Annotated in this window: 20 protein-coding genes; 16 read left to right on the top strand and 4 right to left on the bottom strand. The window is 47.0% G+C overall.

Translation table 11 applies throughout. The features are described from left to right. Nucleotides 1–20: 20 nt before the first annotated feature. From guaB to DN92_RS07115, 16 genes are all read left to right on the top strand, one after another. Nucleotides 21–1,487 carry an IMP dehydrogenase gene (gene guaB / locus DN92_RS07190; protein WP_173960594.1) on the top strand — a complete coding sequence of 489 codons (1,467 nt, stop codon included), beginning with the start codon at nt 21–23 and terminating at the stop codon, nt 1,485–1,487. A gap of 49 nt (nt 1,488–1,536) precedes the next feature. Beyond that, nucleotides 1,537–3,144 carry a glutamine-hydrolyzing GMP synthase gene (guaA, locus tag DN92_RS07185; RefSeq protein WP_173960593.1) on the top strand — a complete coding sequence of 536 codons (1,608 nt, stop codon included), beginning with the start codon at nt 1,537–1,539 and terminating at the stop codon, nt 3,142–3,144. A gap of 47 nt (nt 3,145–3,191) precedes the next feature. Next, nucleotides 3,192–3,524, top strand: coding sequence for a hypothetical protein (locus tag DN92_RS07180; protein WP_173960592.1), 333 nt, complete (start codon nt 3,192–3,194; stop codon nt 3,522–3,524). A gap of 88 nt (nt 3,525–3,612) precedes the next feature. Beyond that, the gene (locus tag DN92_RS07175; RefSeq protein ID WP_173961296.1) at nt 3,613–4,467 is read left to right on the top strand and encodes a putative selenate ABC transporter substrate-binding protein; all 855 of its coding nucleotides are present in this window, start codon (nt 3,613–3,615) and stop codon (nt 4,465–4,467) included. A 2-nt stretch (nt 4,468–4,469) separates the two neighbouring features. Then, nucleotides 4,470–5,267, top strand: a complete 798-nt coding sequence (locus DN92_RS07170) for a phosphonate ABC transporter ATP-binding protein (protein ID WP_173960591.1) — start codon at nt 4,470–4,472, stop codon at nt 5,265–5,267. A 31-nt stretch (nt 5,268–5,298) separates the two neighbouring features. Then, entirely contained in the window at nt 5,299–6,132 is an 834-nt protein-coding gene (locus tag DN92_RS07165; protein WP_173960590.1) for a PhnE/PtxC family ABC transporter permease, read from the top strand. A 1-nt stretch (nt 6,133) separates the two neighbouring features. Then, a complete protein-coding gene (gene phnE / locus DN92_RS07160) occupies nt 6,134–6,925 on the top strand; it encodes a phosphonate ABC transporter, permease protein PhnE (RefSeq protein ID WP_173960589.1) in 792 nt (263 codons plus the stop codon). A 313-nt stretch (nt 6,926–7,238) separates the two neighbouring features. Next, nucleotides 7,239–8,063 carry a ferritin-like domain-containing protein gene (locus DN92_RS07155; RefSeq protein ID WP_173960588.1) on the top strand — a complete coding sequence of 275 codons (825 nt, stop codon included), beginning with the start codon at nt 7,239–7,241 and terminating at the stop codon, nt 8,061–8,063. Then, nucleotides 8,060–9,955 carry a B12-binding domain-containing radical SAM protein gene (locus DN92_RS07150; RefSeq protein WP_173960587.1) on the top strand — a complete coding sequence of 632 codons (1,896 nt, stop codon included), beginning with the start codon at nt 8,060–8,062 and terminating at the stop codon, nt 9,953–9,955. The genes DN92_RS07155 and DN92_RS07150 overlap by 4 nt, the downstream gene beginning before the upstream one ends. Nucleotides 9,956–10,000: 45 nt before the next feature. Next, the gene (locus DN92_RS07145; protein ID WP_173960586.1) at nt 10,001–10,699 is read left to right on the top strand and encodes a hypothetical protein; all 699 of its coding nucleotides are present in this window, start codon (nt 10,001–10,003) and stop codon (nt 10,697–10,699) included. After that, on the top strand, nt 10,675–11,403 hold the full coding sequence (locus tag DN92_RS07140) for a hypothetical protein (RefSeq protein ID WP_217426016.1): 729 nt from the start codon (nt 10,675–10,677) through the stop codon (nt 11,401–11,403). Before DN92_RS07145 ends, DN92_RS07140 begins: the two co-directional genes overlap by 25 nt. Nucleotides 11,404–11,431: 28 nt before the next feature. Beyond that, the gene (gene queE / locus DN92_RS07135; RefSeq protein WP_173960585.1) at nt 11,432–12,085 is read left to right on the top strand and encodes a 7-carboxy-7-deazaguanine synthase; all 654 of its coding nucleotides are present in this window, start codon (nt 11,432–11,434) and stop codon (nt 12,083–12,085) included. Between the two features lie 39 nt (nt 12,086–12,124). Further along, nucleotides 12,125–12,589: a 6-carboxytetrahydropterin synthase QueD gene (gene queD, locus DN92_RS07130; protein WP_173960584.1), complete on the top strand. Its 465-nt coding sequence runs from the start codon at nt 12,125–12,127 to the stop codon at nt 12,587–12,589. Nucleotides 12,590–12,607: 18 nt separating this feature from the next. Next, the gene (tadA, locus tag DN92_RS07125) at nt 12,608–13,063 is read left to right on the top strand and encodes a tRNA adenosine(34) deaminase TadA (protein WP_173960583.1); all 456 of its coding nucleotides are present in this window, start codon (nt 12,608–12,610) and stop codon (nt 13,061–13,063) included. Next, on the top strand, nt 13,060–14,004 hold the full coding sequence (locus DN92_RS07120; protein WP_173960582.1) for an LD-carboxypeptidase: 945 nt from the start codon (nt 13,060–13,062) through the stop codon (nt 14,002–14,004). Before tadA ends, DN92_RS07120 begins: the two co-directional genes overlap by 4 nt. 9 nt (nt 14,005–14,013) lie before the next feature. After that, nucleotides 14,014–14,667 (top strand): SOUL family heme-binding protein, encoded by a 654-nt coding sequence (locus DN92_RS07115; protein WP_254598273.1) that lies wholly within the window; start codon nt 14,014–14,016, stop codon nt 14,665–14,667. Between the two features lie 10 nt (nt 14,668–14,677). Here DN92_RS07115 and DN92_RS07110 read toward each other — a convergent pair whose 3' ends face one another. From DN92_RS07110 to DN92_RS07095, 4 genes are read right to left on the bottom strand one after another with little or no spacing between them, the layout of a single operon-like run. Next, nucleotides 14,678–15,544, bottom strand: coding sequence for a 23S rRNA (adenine(2030)-N(6))-methyltransferase RlmJ (locus tag DN92_RS07110; protein WP_173960581.1), 867 nt, complete (start codon nt 15,542–15,544; stop codon nt 14,678–14,680). 2 nt (nt 15,545–15,546) lie between these two features. Beyond that, nucleotides 15,547–16,344, bottom strand: coding sequence for a phosphatase PAP2 family protein (locus DN92_RS07105; RefSeq protein ID WP_173960580.1), 798 nt, complete (start codon nt 16,342–16,344; stop codon nt 15,547–15,549). Nucleotides 16,345–16,349: 5 nt separating this feature from the next. Beyond that, nucleotides 16,350–17,609, bottom strand: coding sequence for a glycosyltransferase family 9 protein (locus tag DN92_RS07100; RefSeq protein ID WP_173960579.1), 1,260 nt, complete (start codon nt 17,607–17,609; stop codon nt 16,350–16,352). An 18-nt stretch (nt 17,610–17,627) separates the two neighbouring features. Then, nucleotides 17,628–18,683, bottom strand: a complete 1,056-nt coding sequence (locus DN92_RS07095) for a lysylphosphatidylglycerol synthase transmembrane domain-containing protein (protein WP_173960578.1) — start codon at nt 18,681–18,683, stop codon at nt 17,628–17,630. Nucleotides 18,684–18,694 lie beyond the last annotated feature (11 nt).

Below are 18,694 nucleotides of genomic sequence, written 5' to 3'. Positions count from 1 at the left end.
TTTGTGACTAGGGGTTTTGCATGCGACTCATTCAAAAAGCACTCACTTTTGACGATGTGCTCCTCGTACCGGCTTATTCTTCGGTACTCCCTCGAGATGCCAGTCTGGCAAGTAAGTTAACTCGAGATATTTCACTCAATACGCCATTAGTTTCGGCTGCAATGGATACCGTGACCGAAGGTCGATTGGCAATTGCCATGGCCAGCGAGGGTGGTATTGGTATTGTTCATAAAAACCTTAAGCCCGCAGAGCAGGCTAGGGAAGTGGCCAAAGTAAAGCGCTATGAATCTGGTGTTCTACGTGATCCCATCACGATCAGCCCGGATGCCACGTTACGTCAAGTCATTCAACTATCTCGTGAATACGGTTTCTCTGGTTTTCCGGTTCTTACTGGCAAAGAGGTAGTCGGGATCATCACTAACCGCGACTTGCGCTTCGAAGAAGACTTGGATGCGCCAGTGAAAACGAAGATGACTCCGCGTGAACGGTTGATTACAGTTAAAGAAGGTTGCTCGCTAGAAGAGGCGAAGCGCTTGATGAGCCATCATCGCCTAGAGCGTGTGCTAGTGGTTAATGACAATTTTGAGTTACGCGGCTTAATTACAGTTAAAGATATTTTGAAAGCCACGGAGCATCCAAACGCTTGTAAAGATAGCGAAGGCAAGTTACGAGTTGGCGCCGCCGTTGGTGTTGGTCCTGATAATGATGAGCGTATCGAACTCTTGGTTCGTGCGGGCGTTGATGTCATTGTGGTTGATACTGCCCATGGCCATAGCCAAGGCGTATTAGATCGCGTGAAGTGGGTCAAGAAAAACTATCCCCAGATTCAAGTGATTGGTGGAAATATTGCGACTGGTGAGGCTGCCAAGGCCTTAGCTGATCATGGAGCTGATGGCGTTAAGGTGGGTATCGGCCCCGGCTCTATCTGTACTACCCGCATTGTTGCTGGTGTTGGCGTTCCACAAATCAGTGCCATTGTGAATGTTGCTGCTGCACTCAAGGGTACTGGCATTCCTTTAATTGCTGATGGCGGTGTGCGTTACTCCGGTGACGTTGCGAAAGCCTTAGCTGCTGGCGCAAGCTCCGTGATGATGGGCGGCATGTTTGCTGGTACTGAAGAAGCTCCTGGAGAAGTGTTCCTGTATCAAGGTCGCTCATATAAGAGTTATCGCGGTATGGGTTCTTTGGGTGCGATGGCTGATGGTTCTGCCGATCGTTATTTCCAAAGTGATATTAGCGCGGCAAACGCTGAGAAGCTGGTGCCAGAAGGCATTGAAGGTCAAGTTCCATACAAAGGTAGCGTATTGGCGATCTTGCATCAACTGACCGGCGGTATTCGTTCTTCAATGGGTTATCTCGGTTGCAAAACAATTGATGAGCTTCATGAGAAAGCGAATTTTGTGGAAATCACTTCGGCGGGTGTGCGCGAGTCGCATGTGCATGATGTGAAGATCACCAAGGAAGCGCCGAATTACCATATTGATTAACAAGTAAATAAAAGCTGAAATTAAGGCTGAATTAAAGACTGACCCTTTCGTGCACGACAAAATACTGATTCTCGACTTTGGTTCACAAGTCACCCAACTGATTGCCAGACGCGTGCGTGATGCACGTGTCTATTCAGAAATCCACCCCTACGATTGCGACCCAGAATTCATTCGTAAGTTCATTCAAGAGCAGGGTGGTAAGGGCATCATTCTTTCTGGCGGACCCAGTTCCGTTACAGAAGAGGGCAGTCCTCGCGCTCCGCAAATCGTATTTGAGTTAGGTGTTCCTGTTCTCGGGATTTGCTACGGTATGCAAACGATGGCAACCCAACTTGGCGGTGCAGTTGCTTCCGCAGAGTCCTTGGGTAAAGCACGTGAGTTTGGCTATTCTGAAGTGCGAGCGCACGGACATACCAATTTGCTAAAAGGCATACAAGACTTTTCTACTAGCGAAGGTCACGGCATTCTGAAAGTGTGGATGAGTCACGGCGATTCAGTAACGACGATGCCGCCCGCGTTTAAGTTAATGGCTTCAACAGCATCTTGCCCAATTGCCGGTATGGCTGACGAAGATCGTCGTTTCTACGCATTCCAGTTCCACCCTGAAGTGACTCATACTTTGCAAGGCGAGGCGATGCTGGGTCGCTTTGTGCATGAGATCTGTAGTTGCAAGCCAGACTGGGTCATGGGTGACTACATTAGCGAAGCAGTGGAGCATATTCGTAAGCAAGTGGGTGATGAAGAGGTCATTCTGGGTTTATCAGGCGGGGTAGATTCTAGTGTCGCCGCAGCATTGATCCACCGCGCTATTGGTGATCAGCTTACTTGTGTATTTGTTGATCATGGCTTACTTCGTTTAAACGAAGGCGATATGGTGATGGAGATGTTCGCTCGCAATCTCGGCGTCAAAGTAATCCGAGTCGATGCTAAAGATAAATTCATGTCAGAGCTCTCTGGTGTTGCTGATCCGGAAGCCAAGCGCAAAATCATCGGTAAAGAATTTGTGGAGATTTTCCAAGCTGAATCCAGCAAAATTGCAAATGCCCAGTGGCTTGCTCAAGGCACTATCTATCCTGATGTGATTGAGTCTGCTGGTAAAGGCAAAAAGGGCGCGCATACGATTAAGAGTCACCACAATGTAGGTGGTCTACCGGAAGATATGCACCTCAAGCTACTTGAGCCCTTGCGTGAATTGTTCAAAGATGAAGTGCGTGAACTGGGTGTTGCCTTAGGTTTGCCGCGCGAGATGGTCTATCGCCATCCATTCCCGGGGCCTGGTCTGGGTGTTCGTATTCTGGGCGAGGTTAAAGCAGAATTCGCAAGCCTATTACAACGTGCTGATGCCATTTTCATTGAAGAGTTACGTAATACGATTGATGAAGCCAGTCAGAAATCTTGGTATGACCTGACTAGCCAAGCCTTTGCTGTGTTCTTGCCAGTGAAGTCTGTTGGCGTAATGGGCGATGGCAGAACCTATGAGTATGTGGTCGCCTTGAGAGCAGTCCAAACTCAAGACTTTATGACTGCACATTGGGCTCACTTGCCATATGATTTACTTGGTAAGGTATCGAATCGCATTATTAATGAGGTGCGCGGTATCAATCGCGTGGTCTACGATATCAGCGGAAAACCGCCGGCAACAATCGAATGGGAATAAGACAAGCCACTGTAATTAAGCAAGTTACCGGCTAATAGCGAGGCTATATGATAAATATCAATAGACGTTTAAATAGACTCTTTTTAGTGCTAGCACCTTTAGTCCTCACTGCATGTGCCTCTCAGTCGGGCATATGGGTTAAGAGTGGCACAACACCCCTGCAATTTAATCAAGATAACTATGCTTGTCTCCAGGAGTCACAGCAACCTTTCGGATACGGTCAAGGTGGTTATGGTTGGGGTGGTGGTATTGGTGCTGGCTGGGGTCCAGGATGGGGTGGTTTTAACGGTTACTCGGGTGTCCAAACGAATCAAGAGCTCTATTCAGCTTGCATGAGGGCGCGCGACTATAGCTGGCAACCAGATACAGCTTCTAAGTAGTAAGTTGATGTTGAATTGGCCGCCGATTTGGGCTAAGTAATTATTCTTTTATTGCAATCATCTTACTAATAAAGGTACATATATGAATATGCTTCAATGGACGCGAACAATAGTGGTATTGGCCTGTTTACTGCACATTCCTCTGAGTTATTCACAGCAGGTTCTTCGGGTGACAACCATTCCAGAAGAGGCTGCTACTGAGCAAATGCGAAAGTTTGGACCGCTCAGTAATTATCTTGAAAAGAATCTTGGAATGAAGGTGGAGTTCACGCCGGTTAATGATTACCCAGCTGCAGTAGAGGCCATGGTGAATAAGCAAGTTGATTTGGTGTGGTTTGGCGGCTTTACCTATGTTCAAGCAAATATTCGCTCCGGTGGAAAAGTGGTTCCATTTGCACAGCGCGAAGAAGATACTAAGTTTCGTTCTGTTTTTATCACACAGAAAAATTCCGGAATTACGAAGTTAACGGATTTAAAAGGCAAGCAGGTTAGCTTCGGTTCTCAATCAAGCACCTCGGGACACCTCATGCCACGCACATACCTCCTAGAGGCTGGCATTAATCCAGAAACGGATTTCAAGCGCGTAGCTTATTCAGGTGCGCATGATGCGACGATTGCTTCTGTAGTAAGTGGTCGAGTCGATGCAGCGGCACTAGACATTACCGTTTGGAATAAATTTGTTAGTGAAGGTAAGGTAGACACGAGCAAAGTGGATGTTTTTTACACTACCCCTCCTTACTTTAATTACAACTGGTCTGTTCATGCAGACATGCCCGCAGCACAACGTGAGAAGATTGCCAAAGCTCTATTTGCACTGGACATGAACACACCTGAAGGCAAGGAAATCTTGACTTTAAATCGTGCTACTAAATATATCCCTACAAAAGCAGATAACTACAAAAATCTAGAACTTGCTGGTCGTAGCGCAGGCTTAATCAAATAGTCGTGGATTTAAATTTACAAAATATCATTGCCTATCATCCTGCTCGTGAGCAGGATGAAGTTTTTGCCTTAAAGAATGTTTCTTTCCAGGTGAAAGCTGGCGAGCATATCGCGATCATTGGGCCGTCCGGTTCCGGTAAGACCACCTTGCTGCAAATTATCGCGGCTGCAATGAAGCCTGCATCTGGGGTAGTCTCTTTAGGCAAGATCAATCCATGGTCAATTTCTGGCGGGGCACTACGTCAGCTGCGCCAACGCTTGTTTTACGCACCTCAGATTCCTCCGCTGCCCCCGCGACAACGTGTCGTCACTTCCTTGTCTGCAAGTCGGCTTGGGGAAATGGGATTTGGTAAAAGCATACTGAATTTGATTTATCCACAATATTCCCAAGATGCTTTTAATACGCTATCACTATTTGATCTCAGTGAAAAATTATGGAGTAGGGTAGATCGTCTATCTGGTGGAGAGCGTCAGCGAGTAGGTTTAGCAAAAATCTTGATGAGCCGTGCTAATCTTTGGTTAGTTGACGAGCCCTTATCCGCTTTGGATCCCAAAAGATCGAGGCAAGCAATACAGATGTTGATTGCAGAGGCAAATAAACGGGGAGTTACCTTAATTGTGACATTGCATCAAGTTGATGTGGCAACTAAAGAATTTCCTAGAGTGATTGGATTGCACGCTGGGAAGCTCGAATTTGATCTACCGTCAGCTGATATTACAAAGCATATTTTGCAGAATTTATACGCACAAAGTGAGCATGAAATAACTCAATTAGAAGCGCATGTCTTCAGTGCTGAGTGAAGTTTAATCGACTACTGCCTCAATATTTTCGATGACTTCTGCTTCCATACCTATGCATTTAAAAGATCCTGCATGGCATTCACGTCTTAGTCTTGCTATCCTTGCCTTTGTTTTATTGGTACCGGCTTTAATTTCAACAGAATTTAAGCCTTGGGTTTTTTTTGAGGAAGAGAATCTAAAAGTCACCCTGAAGTTTTTGGCAGACTTTATCCCGCCCAATACCAAGCCCGAATTTCTAAAATTAGTTGTTGTAGAGGCTTGGCGCACTGTTGCCATTGCTACTGCTGGAATGGTTTTGGCACTCGTTCTGGCTATCCCGCTGACCTTGGTGAGTACCAGGATCTTATCCATCTCTGCATTAACGGGTCGCATGGCAACTTTTCCGTTCCTGATCCGACAAATTATTCGAATCGTATTGATCTTGATGCGGAGTATTCCTGAAATAGTGTGGGCCCTGGTCTTTGTCAGGGTGGTGGGTCTTGGTCCAGCCGCAGGAGTATTGGCAATCGCATTAACCTATGCAGGCATGCTTGGGAAGATTTATGGTGAAATCCTTGAGAGTGGGAGTAACGAGGCAAGTCAAGCCCTTCTTCGCAATGGAGCGGGTCGCTTGCAAACGTTCTTTTATGCTGTCATACCGCAAAACTCGAGTGAGCTAACGAGTTACACGGTTTATCGTTGGGAGTGCGCCGTTCGCTCTTCCGCAGTACTTGGGTTTGTTGGTGCAGGTGGTTTAGGCCAGCAAATGGATAATTCCCTGAAAATGTTTAATGGCTCCGAGGTGGCGACTATTTTGCTCATGTTCATGATCTTAGTTGCTTTGGCTGATTGGTTTAGTGCCCAACTCAGAAAATTAATCAGCTGATATGCAATTAAAGTCTCGCCATATTTCATTGCATCCTTACATCGTACTGATGGGCATGGGCTTGCTCATCATCGCGAGCTTTTGGTCCCTAGATATACAGTTGTCGAAATTGCTTTCATTTCGCAGCTGGGAGTTAATGGGTAAATTTTTTGGAGAGCTGTTCGTACCCAATCTCAGTGGGAACTTCTTGAATAAAGTTTTCCAAGCTTCGCTAGAGACTTTAGCAATGTCGGCTTTGGGTACTCTGATTGCAGCCGTGTTTGGCATAGTCTTAGCGCTTCCTGCCAGTAAAACCTATGCCAATGACCCTATCTACACTCGAACGATTACTCGGTGGATATTAAATGCGCTGCGATCCATTCCAGAGCTAGTTTGGGCGGCATTGTTATTGATATCTGTTGGTCTCGGTCCATTTGCAGGAACATTGGCCCTGGCTTTGCACACCACGGGTGTGCTGGGGAGATTATTTGCTGATGCAATTGAAAATGCACCAACTGAGCCTGGAGATGTTTTGCGCATTATGGGAGCTGGTGAGTTAAAAATATTCCTCTACGCCACATTACCAGGCATTCTGCCGCAATTGATTTCGTACAGCTTATATCGCTGGGAAAATAATATTAGGGCTGCAACCGTTCTCGGAGTTGTTGGCGGCGGCGGCTTGGGGCAGATGCTCGCTTTTCATATGAGCCTCTTCCAAATGCAAGATACCAGTACGATCTTAATCACCATGATTGGCTTGGTATTGCTGGTAGATAGTTTTTCGTATTTCTTGAGAAGATATCTCGACAATTAAGGCTGGGTTAGCAATTTAACAATCTTCAGTGCGTCCCCAAGGAAAACTATTGGATTTTAGGTATATCTCCTTTATGGAATACCCAATCAATATCTGCGTACAATGTTGATATATAAGGTCTAAATCTAAGCCTAAAGCTACTGCCTTTCAGCCACAACACCAAATTAGCACTACAAGAGTGACACACATGAAATCAATCGATCTAACACCTGTTCTTGTAAGTATTTTTTGTAATGCCACAGGTCAGTGGAAATAGCTGGCTCTAGTCTGCTATTTCCATGCTCACAACCCCCCACCTGCCATTGCTATTTCTATGCCTGAGTTACGAAAAGCTGCTTTAGCGATACTGGCAAATACCAACGTGCAATCGAAGGTTGGTCAACTAACTCACTTGTTTGATGAATATCAAGCAGAACATATTGCTTTGGATGTTGCTGGAAAACTTGACAGCGACCATCTGATTCTTCCGGGGCGACCCGCTAAGCCGGATTTAGTCGCTCCAAAGTGGGTTCCCAAAAGAAGAATGGATACGGTTGAGGGGAAGATTATTCTTTGGCACTCACTGGCCCATATTGAATTTAATGCCATGAATCTGGCTTTAGATGCTCTCTGGCGTTTTCCGGATATGCCTAAAGAATATTACGAGGATTGGCTTAAGGTTGCTAAAGAAGAGTCTTATCATTTCAGCTTGGTCAATGCCCATATGCAATCCTTTGGATTTAGCTACGGTGATTTTCCAGCTCACAACAGTTTGTGGGAGATGGTTGAGAGAACGACGGATTCAGTCATAGCTAGGATGGCTTTAGTTCCCAGAACAATGGAAGCAAGAGGCTTGGATGCGGTTCCGGGAATTCGGGATCGCTTCAAGCAAATCAAAGATGAAAGAGCGGTTGAAATTTTAGAGATTATTCTCCGGGATGAAATTGGTCATGTATTGATTGGTAATCGTTGGTTTAACTTTTTATGCACCAATGAGGGCTTATCCCCAGTTGCGACTTATCGAGAACTGGCCGAAAAATACCATGCACCCACATTAAAGGGGCCATTCAACATTCCAGCGCGTGAGCAAGCAGGATTTACTTCTGAAGAGTTGAGCCTACTAGAATCGCTCGGCGAGAAGGGTACTCAAGTCGCATGAAGATTCTGAGTCTCATTCCGCCAATGACGCAGCTCAATACGCCCTACCCATCAACGGCGTATCTCACAGGGTTTTTGCGTTCACAAGGTATTGATTCGGTTCAAGAAGATTTAGCGCTGGCCTTGGTACTCGGATTCTTTAATCCAGCAGGTTTGGCTGAGATTAAAGAAGCGGCGTTACTGGTACCCGAAGAAAATCGCAGTGCTAGCGTGAATTTCTTTCTAGATTACTTTGCCGATTACCAAAGCACCATCGGATTAGCGATTGCATTTTTGCAAGGACGTGACAGCACTTTGGCTCATCGCATTAATAGCCGTACTCTATTGCCAGAGGGGCCACGTTTTGCATCTTTGGATTCTTACGATGAAGAAGAGGGTGGGGATTCATTGGCATGGGCCTTTGGTGCACTAGGTTCTCAAGATCGGGCACGCCATCTAGCCACACTCTATCTCAATGACTTATCGGATGTTCTGCGTGATGCTGTGGACGAGCGCTTTGAGTTTGTCCGCTATGCAGAATCATTGGCCGGTAGCCAGCCTACTTTCACGCCATTAGCCGATGCTTTGGCTGCAACCCCTACATTGATGGATTTGCATCTCCAGGAGCTGACAAAGTCGGCCATAGAAAAGCATCAGCCGACTTTGGTGCTGTTGTCGGTGCCATTTCCCGGGGCAATGTATGCCGCCTTGAGAATTGCCCAAACCATCAAACTGAATCATCCCAATATCAAAATTGGTCTTGGTGGCGGCTATGTCAATACGGAGTTGCGTGAACTCACTGATCCACGTTTATTTGATTTTGTAGATTACATCACCCTCGATTCTGGAGAGCGGCCTTTGCTTGCTCTGATTGATCATTTGAATGGCAAGCGCTCAGCCGAAAGATTGGTGCGGACATTTATTCGTAATAGTCATCATGAAGTTCGCTATATCAACTGGCAGGAGCCAGATGTGCCGTTTGAAGACGTTGGGACTGCCACTTGGGATGGTCTGCCACTCAATTCTTATTTGTCCTTGCTGGATATGCTCAACCCCATGCATCGCCTGTGGAGTGATGGACGTTGGAATAAGCTGACTGTTGCTCATGGCTGCTATTGGAAAAAATGCAGTTTCTGTGATGTGAGTCTTGATTACATCTCGCGTTATGAAACTGCTTCAGCCAGTCTGTTAGTTGATCGTATTGAAGCAATTGTTGCCGAGACGGGCCAGACTGGATTTCATTTTGTCGATGAGGCTGCGCCACCTAAAATATTGAAGGCACTAGCTCAGGAGTTGATACGTCGTAAGGTAGTCATTTCTTGGTGGGGCAATATTCGCTTTGAGAAAACCTTTACCCCTGAATTAAGTGAGTTGCTGGCACAAAGTGGCTGCATAGCGATATCGGGTGGTTTAGAGGTTGCTTCCGATCGATTGCTCGACCTCATGAAAAAAGGCGTTTCAGTAGAGCAGGTAGCTCAGGTGACTAAGGGCTTCTCTGATGCCGGAATTTTGGTACACGCTTATCTAATGTATGGTTTCCCAACGCAAACCGTCCAAGAGACAGTAGATGCCCTAGAGTATGTCCGCCAGTTTTTCGAGAATGGCTGTATCCAAAGTGGATTTTTTCACCGCTTTACTTGCACAGTGCATTCACCAGTCGGTAAAGACCCAGAGGCCTACGGTATCTCCCTGGTTCCATTACCAGACATTAGCTTTGCCAAGAATGATGTGTCGTTCATAGATCCAAGCGGCGTAGACCATGATCTTCTGGGGCTTGGTTTAAAGAAGGCTATTTACAATTTTATGCATGGCGTTGGCTTTGAGCAAGAGGCGCATACCTGGTTTGAGATGCCGGGGATTCCGAAGGCAAAGATTAGCCGTACTAAAATAGCCAAAATCTTGAGGCTTATATAAACTGTTGAATACTGATTAATCTAGTTCATCACCATGGATAGCAATATGAATCTATCTCGTCGCACATTCATCGTATCTGCCGCTTTAGCTCCAGTGGCTTGTGGAGGCCTTTCCTATGAGCGCGGTATTCCGGTCGCTCAACCAAAGCCACTTCCTACAGTACGCCCTCCTCAGATAGGACAAGAGTGGAGTTATATCAAGAAAAATGTCTTCGACGGAAAAACGCTCGATGTGATTAATGAGCGTGTCGCTAGTGTTGGCTCGACTATTGTCATTGAGCGCATGACAACGGATGGCGCTAGATTGCCTAGTGAGATCCAAACTAGTTGGGGCATGGTCGCTACAGATACTCAATGGTCACGTTTATTGAACTTCAATCCCTCATTGCCACTTTGGCCTGAGCAACTGTCCACTACTTGGGCAAAACAGTTCACTACTAAGTACAGCATTGCAGGCTACCCTGAGTCACGCTTGAGTTGGCAGGAATATATGAGCGTGCAAGGTTGGGAAAAAATCACTGTTCCGGCCGGTGAGTTTGTGGCTTTACGTTTTCAGACGCTCATTAATTATGAGAGTGATGATCCAAACAAGGTGGATTGCATCCGCAAAGAAACAGTTTGGTTTGCTCCGCAAATCGGTCGCTGGGTTGCACGTGAGGCATCGGGTTCATATCAACTTCAAGGACAAATTGGTGCTGTGATTTTAGAGGGTAGCTATCAATGGCAACTCAGCTCTTACAAGTAAGAATTTTGCAAAGACTGCTCATATTGTTATTGCCGGCTGTACTGGCAGCCTGTATTGCTTCGCAACCTTATCCCGTTACGACGCCCTTACCCCAGCCCGTCACTGCTCCCAAGATGAGGGCACCCCAAGTCGGTCAGCAGTGGGTGTACAACCTTCGTAATGTCTTTAACCAAGAGTTGGTAGATATTATTACTGAGGAGGTCGTCACGGTAGGTCCTCAAGTCCGCATTCAGCGAAGCGGACTAAAAGCGGGACCGCTCCCGGACGAAATCCAGCAACCCTGGGGATACATCCTTCAGGATTCGCATTGGAATCCCCCTCAAAAATTTCAACAGGCCTTACCTTTGTGGCCAGAGCAACTGGTTCCAGGGTGGTCCGGCTTTTATCGTGCTCGCTATGAAGTGGTGGGTTATCCGGATAACGACTACTACTGGGGTTTAAATGTAACTGCCGTCCAATGGGAGGGTGTTAATGTCCCAGCCGGTCAATTTCCTACGCTGAAGTATCAAAACGTGGCGCCTTATTTCACCAGTAACGACTTTTCAAGAGTGGCTAATATTCGTAATGATGATGTCTGGCTTTCCCCGGAAATTGGCCGCTGGGTCATCAGGCGAAGCTCAGGGCAGTATTTATGGGCGGGTATGTTTTGGGGAGAGGCGCTGTGGGAGGACTACCTAGAGTGGGAGCTCGTGTCCTGGAAGTGAGTAAAGGGCTTAAAATCAGTTCATCGCTATGTATACAGTAAAAGAACTCTTTCCAACCCTCCAGGGTGAGGGTGCCCACGCAGGTCGTGCGGCGGTATTTTGTCGTTTCGCTGGATGTAATCTCTGGAGTGGCCGCGAAGAAGATCGTGCTACCGCAATCTGCCAGTTTTGCGACACCGACTTTGTTGGGAGTGATGGTGCTGGTGGCGGTAAGTTTGAAACTGCTGCTCTGCTTGCTGACACTATCGAAGAGGTTTGGAGTAGTACTTCAGCAGGACCACAGCAACGTTATGTCGTTTTTACTGGCGGCGAGCCATTGTTGCAACTCGATACTGACTTAATTGATGCTTTGCATACCAAAGGCTTTACCGTTGCGATTGAGACTAATGGCACTATCAAGGTTCCCAAAGGAGTTGATTGGGTATGCGTAAGTCCTAAAGCAGGCTCCGATTTAATTGTGCTGCAAGCTGATGAGATGAAGCTAGTGATTCCTCAGGTAGGCCATACCTCTTTAGAATCTTTGCTAGCCCGATTTGAGAAGATGGATTACCGCAATCGCTTCTTGCAGGCGATGGATGGCCCAAATCTCCAAGAAAATCTTGCATTGGCAGTTAGCCTATGTCAAAAGCGGCCATTGTGGCGTTTGAGTATTCAGACTCATAAAATCATCGGTATTCGATAGTCGCTGTATCCAGTAATTTGAAGTATTTAGAAAAGCAAAATGACCACCAAGCAAGAAACCATCTCTATTACGCGCAGACTTGAGTTTGACTCAGGACATCGCATTCCAAACCATGATGGGCAGTGCCGACATTTGCATGGCCATCGTTATGCGATTGAGGTGACACTGACGGGTATGGTTGCAGATCATCCCGGCAAGGCAGACGATGGCATGGTCTTGGACTTTGGTGACATTAAGCGCCTTACGAATCAATATGTAGTCGAGCCTTGGGATCATGCATTCTTAGTGGCTAAGGAAGATACAGGTTTAGTTCAGTATTTAAACTCCATTCCCAACCACAAGACGGTAGTGATGGAGCATGTTCCTACTGTAGAGAATTTAGCGAGCGCCGCATTTGAAGTGCTACAACCTGTTTTTGAAAAAGCGTTTGAGGGGCGCCTGAAACTAGCATCCATTCGTCTTTATGAAACCCCCAATTGCTGGGCTGACGTTTCCCACTCATAAGCATTTATCAAATTGACCATGCAAGCAGAGCTTGATCGCCAATTTATGCAGCAAGCCTTGGATCAAGCCAAGCTCGCTGCGACTGCTGGCGAGGTTCCTGTGGGCGCTGTTCTGGTGAGAGACGGTAGGATCATCTCTACCGGCTTCAATCAGCCCATCACCAATAGCGATCCTAGCGCCCATGCGGAAATGATGGCCTTACGCACTGCAGCTCAGGCCGAATCGAATTACCGTCTACCGGGTACCACTCTGTATGTAACCCTAGAGCCCTGCACTATGTGTGCTGGAGCTATGCTGCATGCAAGAGTAGAGCGGGTTGTATTTGGCGCCGCCGATCCCAAAACAGGGGCTGCGGGTAGTGTGCTTAATGTATTCTCGGAGAAGCAGATTAACCACCAGACTCAAGTTGAGGGTGGCATTATGGGCGATGAGTGCGGTCAGGTGCTGCGCGATTTTTTTAAGGGGCGGCGTTGAAGCAAATACATTTGATTGCTCCTTCTGGGGCTAGCTTAGATCCTCATAGTCCATTGGCTGGTATCGAGTGGCTCAAGTTGCAAGGTGTTGAAATTCTGAATACTGCCTGTGTCAATCGAGTGGAGCAACGCTTTGCGGGCTCTGATCAAGAACGTCTAGCAGAGATCAATCAACTATCCAGTTTATCCCCCGAGAAGACTGTCGTAGCGATGCGTGGTGGCTATGGATTGCACCGCCTGCTTCCTAATATTGAGTGGAGCGCTATAGCCAAAGCAATTGGTAATGGCTTACAAATTTGTGGCCACAGTGATTTCACGGTCTTTCAGTTGGGCATGTTGGCAAAGACGGGTGCAATTACCTTGGCCGGACCTATGCTGAACTTTGACTTTGCTTGTCAGGGTAAGCAGAGTGAGGATGCGACCCCCAACGCATTCATGTGGGAACATTTTCAAAGAGCAGTTGATCAGCGCACAGTCGATTGCACCGTCAAACTACTCCAGCCTTATTTAAGTCACTCTGCTGCAGGTCAAGCTTCAGGCATGCTTTGGGGTGGAAACTTGACGGTATTAGCGGGCCTTGTTGGCACTCCTTATTTTCCAACCCAGCAGCAGACCCAAGGCGGTATTTTATTTCTGGAGGATGTGAACGAACATCCTTACCGTATTGAGCGCATGTTGATGCAATTGCTAGATGCAGGCATCTTGAGCAATCAAAGTGCGATTCTCCTGGGTGGATTTTCGGCCTATCGCTTGTATGAGAATGATCGTGGTTACGCCCTAGAAAGTGCCATCGAAACCATTGTTCAGCGCCTCCCCAAAAACCTTCCCGTATTAACAGGTCTACCCTTTGGGCATCAAGCCGAAAAACTCACCTTGCCAGTAGGTGCTCAAGCGCACATTCAATATGATGCGCAAGGTTTTACTATTCAATCTCAGTGGTAAACACCTCACATGAAGGACTCTGCCTTGCGAGTTTTAGTATTTCTCACCAGCATATTGATTGCGAGCGCTGCAATGGCAACCGAAGAGCCTAAGTACACTCTCTTAGAAAAATCTGAGCCCTTTGAATTGCGTGCTTATGCACCTCGCATCGTTGCTGAAGTGCAAGTGAGTGGTGATCTTGATGCAGCCTCAAGCCAAGGATTTCGCTTGATTGCCGCTTTTATATTTGGAAAAAATCAGGTCAGCGAAAAAATTGCTATGACTGCTCCCGTCGGAATCGAGTCAGGCGATCAAAGTAAAAGCGCAAAGATTGCAATGACGGCCCCAGTATTGACTGAGGGTAGCAAGTCACCCGATGTCAATGCGAAGAATGCATGGACGGTATCGTTTGTGATGCCGGCTGAGTACACCTTGGATAGCCTACCCAAACCATTGGACTCCCAAGTAAAAATTCGGCAAGTACCTGCAGAAAAGCGTGCAGTCATTACTTTCTCTGGTTTTTATAACGAAGAAAAAGTGCTTGAGAAAACCCAAGCGCTACGAGATTGGATGAAATCTCAGAATTTGAGGGCGATTGGTGAGCCCCAGTTTGCCCGCTACAACCCGCCGTGGACCTTGCCCTTCATGCGACGCAACGAGGTCATGATTCAAGTCCAAGAATAAGCCAAGATCCTTAAACTTCAAAACGCTTCAATACAAACCCAGCGCCACCATCCTGTCCCAAGGCTTTGACCAGCATGGGCAGGCTCTCAGCTAGCTGCTTTTCTAATGTCCATGGTGGATTGATGATGAACATGCCACTGGCCTGAAGGCGACGTTCTTTTGGGGCATTCTCAACCCGCAGCTCAGTATGAAGCCAAGAGCGTTGATGGGCTGTCGCAATCTTTTTCATGCGATCAGGTAGTGCGGCAGCCTCTCTTCTGGATAGGGCTGGGTACCAAATGGCATAACACCCTGTAGCGAAGCGTTGCAGGGCTTCTTCCAGCGCAGTTTCGAGGTAACGATAGTCTTGCTTATCCTCGTATGAGGGATCAATCAATACTAGCCCGCGCCTACTTGGCGGTGGCATCAATCCTTTGAGTCTTGCAAAGCTATCCTCTGCATATACATCAATTTGCTTTGCTTGCTTTAGCTCACTAACGTTATGACGCAAGATATCAATTTCTTTAGGGTGTAGTTCAAATAGCTTCAGGCGATCTTGGGGTCGTAATAAACGTGCCAAAATAAATGGAGAGCCTGGATAAATCGTGATGTCATCCGCGCCATTCTCAGCACGAATGCACTCTAGATAATTCGCAATCCCAGAGCTGAGAGTATTGGTTTTAGCAAACTTTTCAAGGCGATAAATGCCTTCATCCGCTTCTTTACTGACAGTGGCAAACCCATCAATCAGGCTATAGACTCCAGCACCTGCATGCGTATCTACGATTGTGAGTGCACCAGGTTTTTCTTGAAGATATTCCACCAAGTGAGTTAACACGAGATGCTTCAGGATATCCGCATGACTGCCCGCATGAAAAGCATGACGATAACTAAACATCTTTAAATTGCCTTTGATTTTTGCGCTTTAATAAACAAAGCGAGGGTGATGCTAATTAATGCCGCACAGGCATATTGCAAAGGTTGATTCAATGCAGAGTCTAAGGTCCGAGTCAGCATGACATAGATCGCGCCGAGTCCTCCTAGAGCGAGTAGACGGGGGCCAATACGGGTAGGTAATAGCTGAGCCTCTGGAATAAGTCGAACTAATACGGCACCGAGCATGCCTGACCAGACTCCAATCGCACTACCCACCAAGACGTCGGTAAGCCAGTGAGCACCTAGGGCATTGCGTGAGAGCCCTGCAAAACTAGAGATGATGAAGATCCACCACAAAGAGCTCCTCTTATCTCGATCGCTGGCGAAATAGATTCCGGCAGCGACTGCAAAAGCAGTAATCGTATGGCCAGAGGGCATTGCCCTGTGAAGCAGCGGCTCACCGACAATATACAAATCCTCTAAAGCAAGAATGCTCGCTGGCCTTGGCATTGCAAGTAGGGGTTTGATAATGAGGCTCACTATTCCACCTAATGACGCAGCGAATAATCCAGCAATCAGCAGTCGAGGCGATAGTAATAGCAAGGGGAAGCAGATTGCGTAGATACCCCAGCCATTGCCTAAAAAGGTGAACCAAGCCCAAATGACATCAGGCAGGATCTGGGTATTGCGATTGATCAACAAAAATGTTGGGGTCTGTAACTCACCAAAATAAATAGCGATTGCTAGACTCAGTGGGATGAGTGGGATGCACCAAACCCAAAGTGATGCAACGACTACAGCCGATTTTTGCTGCTCAGCCATCTAGCTTAGTGCACCCGAGCTTGATCAGCTTCATTTAGTTGATGCACCATTTTCTCTAGTACTTGAGTAACGGTAATGGCTTGCATACAGACATTGTCGTGACACGGTGTTTTGCGGTGATTGGCAGCGCTGACACAAGGGGAGCACGCCAAATTGGCTGTAATGGCAATCGACTTTCCAATGGAGCCATACAGTGCTGGGGTCTCAGGTCCAAAAAGAACCACAGTACGCAATGGTGTGACAGCAGAGAAATGGCCGGGGCCAGAGTCATTGGTCACCATGACATCGGAGAGTGTGTACAGAGGTGGCAGTTCTGCGAAGCTCACTTGACCAGCAAAGTTCAGAGCATGTTTGACATCGGCTACAACACGAACTTTTTCTACGTACTCAAATTCAGCAGGAGAGCCAGTGATCAAAATGAGATCATTGGGATAGTGTTGGTTGAGCCCTTGAATGAGCTCTGAAAAACGCTGTTGCGCCCAACGTCTTTGCGGCAGTAAATCACTTGCATTGGGGTTTACCAAGATTAAGCGTTGCTGACCTTGCTTAAAAGGAATACCAGCATCTACAGCCAGTTTCTCAATACGCTCACGGACCTTGCTCAACACTGAAGGGTCAATGATGGCCTGCTCTAAGCGTACTTCAGAATCCGCAATATGGATCTTGCTAAAAGGCACTTCAATCTCTTTAGCAAATGCTGCGTGGATGAGAGATAGAAAATTTTTGGTGATATGAATATGCGGGTTGTAGTGAACCTTGCGGGTCAGCATACAGCCGCGCCACAATCCTTCACCATGAAAAATGTGATAACCAACGCGACGACGCGCACCGCACAAGCCGGTCAACAGGGCGGTAAAGCGGGAGAACAGTTCCAAATCAATTACGGTATCAATACGGTGCTGACGTGCCACGATTAAGAATTTGATGGTGTCTTTAATTAAGCCACCCAGACTGGAGGAGTCGATCGTAAAAATATTCTCCGGCTTCACCGTATTTAATAAAGTTAAGCTGGCGCGATTACTTTTAAAGATCAGGAAAAATAACTCCGCACCACGGGCTTGCGCATTACGCATGGCCGGGTCAACCAAGATAGCGCTGCCCATTTCAGATAATTCAATAAAGAGTAATTTACGTGGCGCATCCGAACCTCGACTAAAGAGATTCTTAACTCCATCCATAAGAGCAACTATCGGGCTCGCTACTGCACAGAGTGGTACACCGACCCAATGATCGATGGCACGCATGGTGTTGACACTAATACTCATAGTGGGACTTTAAAAGAATTATTTTCGTTTTAATAAAAAGTAAGCGCCAGGCAATACGGATAGAACGGTAATGGCACCGTAGCTGATGGATGCTAATACCGTGATAGATGGGTTAACGCCCCATAGTGCTAGCACGGAGGAGAGTGTGGCTTCACGTAAGCCCCAGCCAGAGATGCTGATGGGTAACATCAACAATAGGCTAAGTGCAGGTAAACCAATCATCAGCGCCTCAATCGGGGCATCGACACCATAAGCCTTTAAACAAAATAAGAGCGTCAGAATCGTCAGAAAGTGAATGCCGATCGCAAATACAGCTTGACCCACATTCATGGGCCAAGAAAAGGCTAGCTTGATACCAGGTAAAGCATGTTTCATTTGGAAGCGATCAAGTAACTTTTGCAAGAGATTGCAAGCAGGGCCCCACGCCAAAATCACTGCAATGACTATTCCTGCAAAGATCATGATGCCGGTAACTGCATATCCCAAATCTTTTCCCCAGGCCGCTAAAGTAGCGCCTCCTAAAATGAGACCAATGCCGCCCAATAGATTATTACCGGCCAAGCCAAGCAAGCGATCAACCAACACCATCGAAAAGCTCAGACGTAATTTGGGGGTAGCATGCCCAAGATCAACCGAGTGATGGAGCTCTTCATTCAACGCTTTTTCTTCGGTGAGCTTGCCACTGCTATTGAGATGGGTGGCTGTAATAGCGCGATAGCTATCGCCGCCTAATGTGCTGGGCAATCCTTGGTTAATGAGACCACCAGCAAAGTAGAGGGCTACAAAATTGGCAAGACTTCCCTGAAAACCCACTTTGCGCATGAGGAAGCCCCAGCGAAGACCACCACAAATAAAGGCGCTAAGCATAGTCAAGCCAGCAGCTAAAAACCACCATGGCTGCATCTGAATCTCAGAATCTAACAACGCATGCCAATCAATTCCGCTAGTCGCTTTCCAGAGCAGAGCAATCGACAGCAAAATGCGAATAGTAGGCCAAGCCCGTTTTAGGATTGCTTTCCACCCGGAGGTTGCCTTTGTAGTGGCTTTGGGAGTAGCTTGGGGTTGTGAACTCATAGGCGTAAGGA

Origin of the sequence: Polynucleobacter arcticus, from assembly GCF_013307205.1 — a bacterium.
Lineage (GTDB): Bacteria > Pseudomonadota > Gammaproteobacteria > Burkholderiales > Burkholderiaceae > Polynucleobacter > Polynucleobacter arcticus.
Note: the sequence above shows the minus strand (reverse complement) of the source record. Positions and strands in the feature narration are given on the sequence as shown.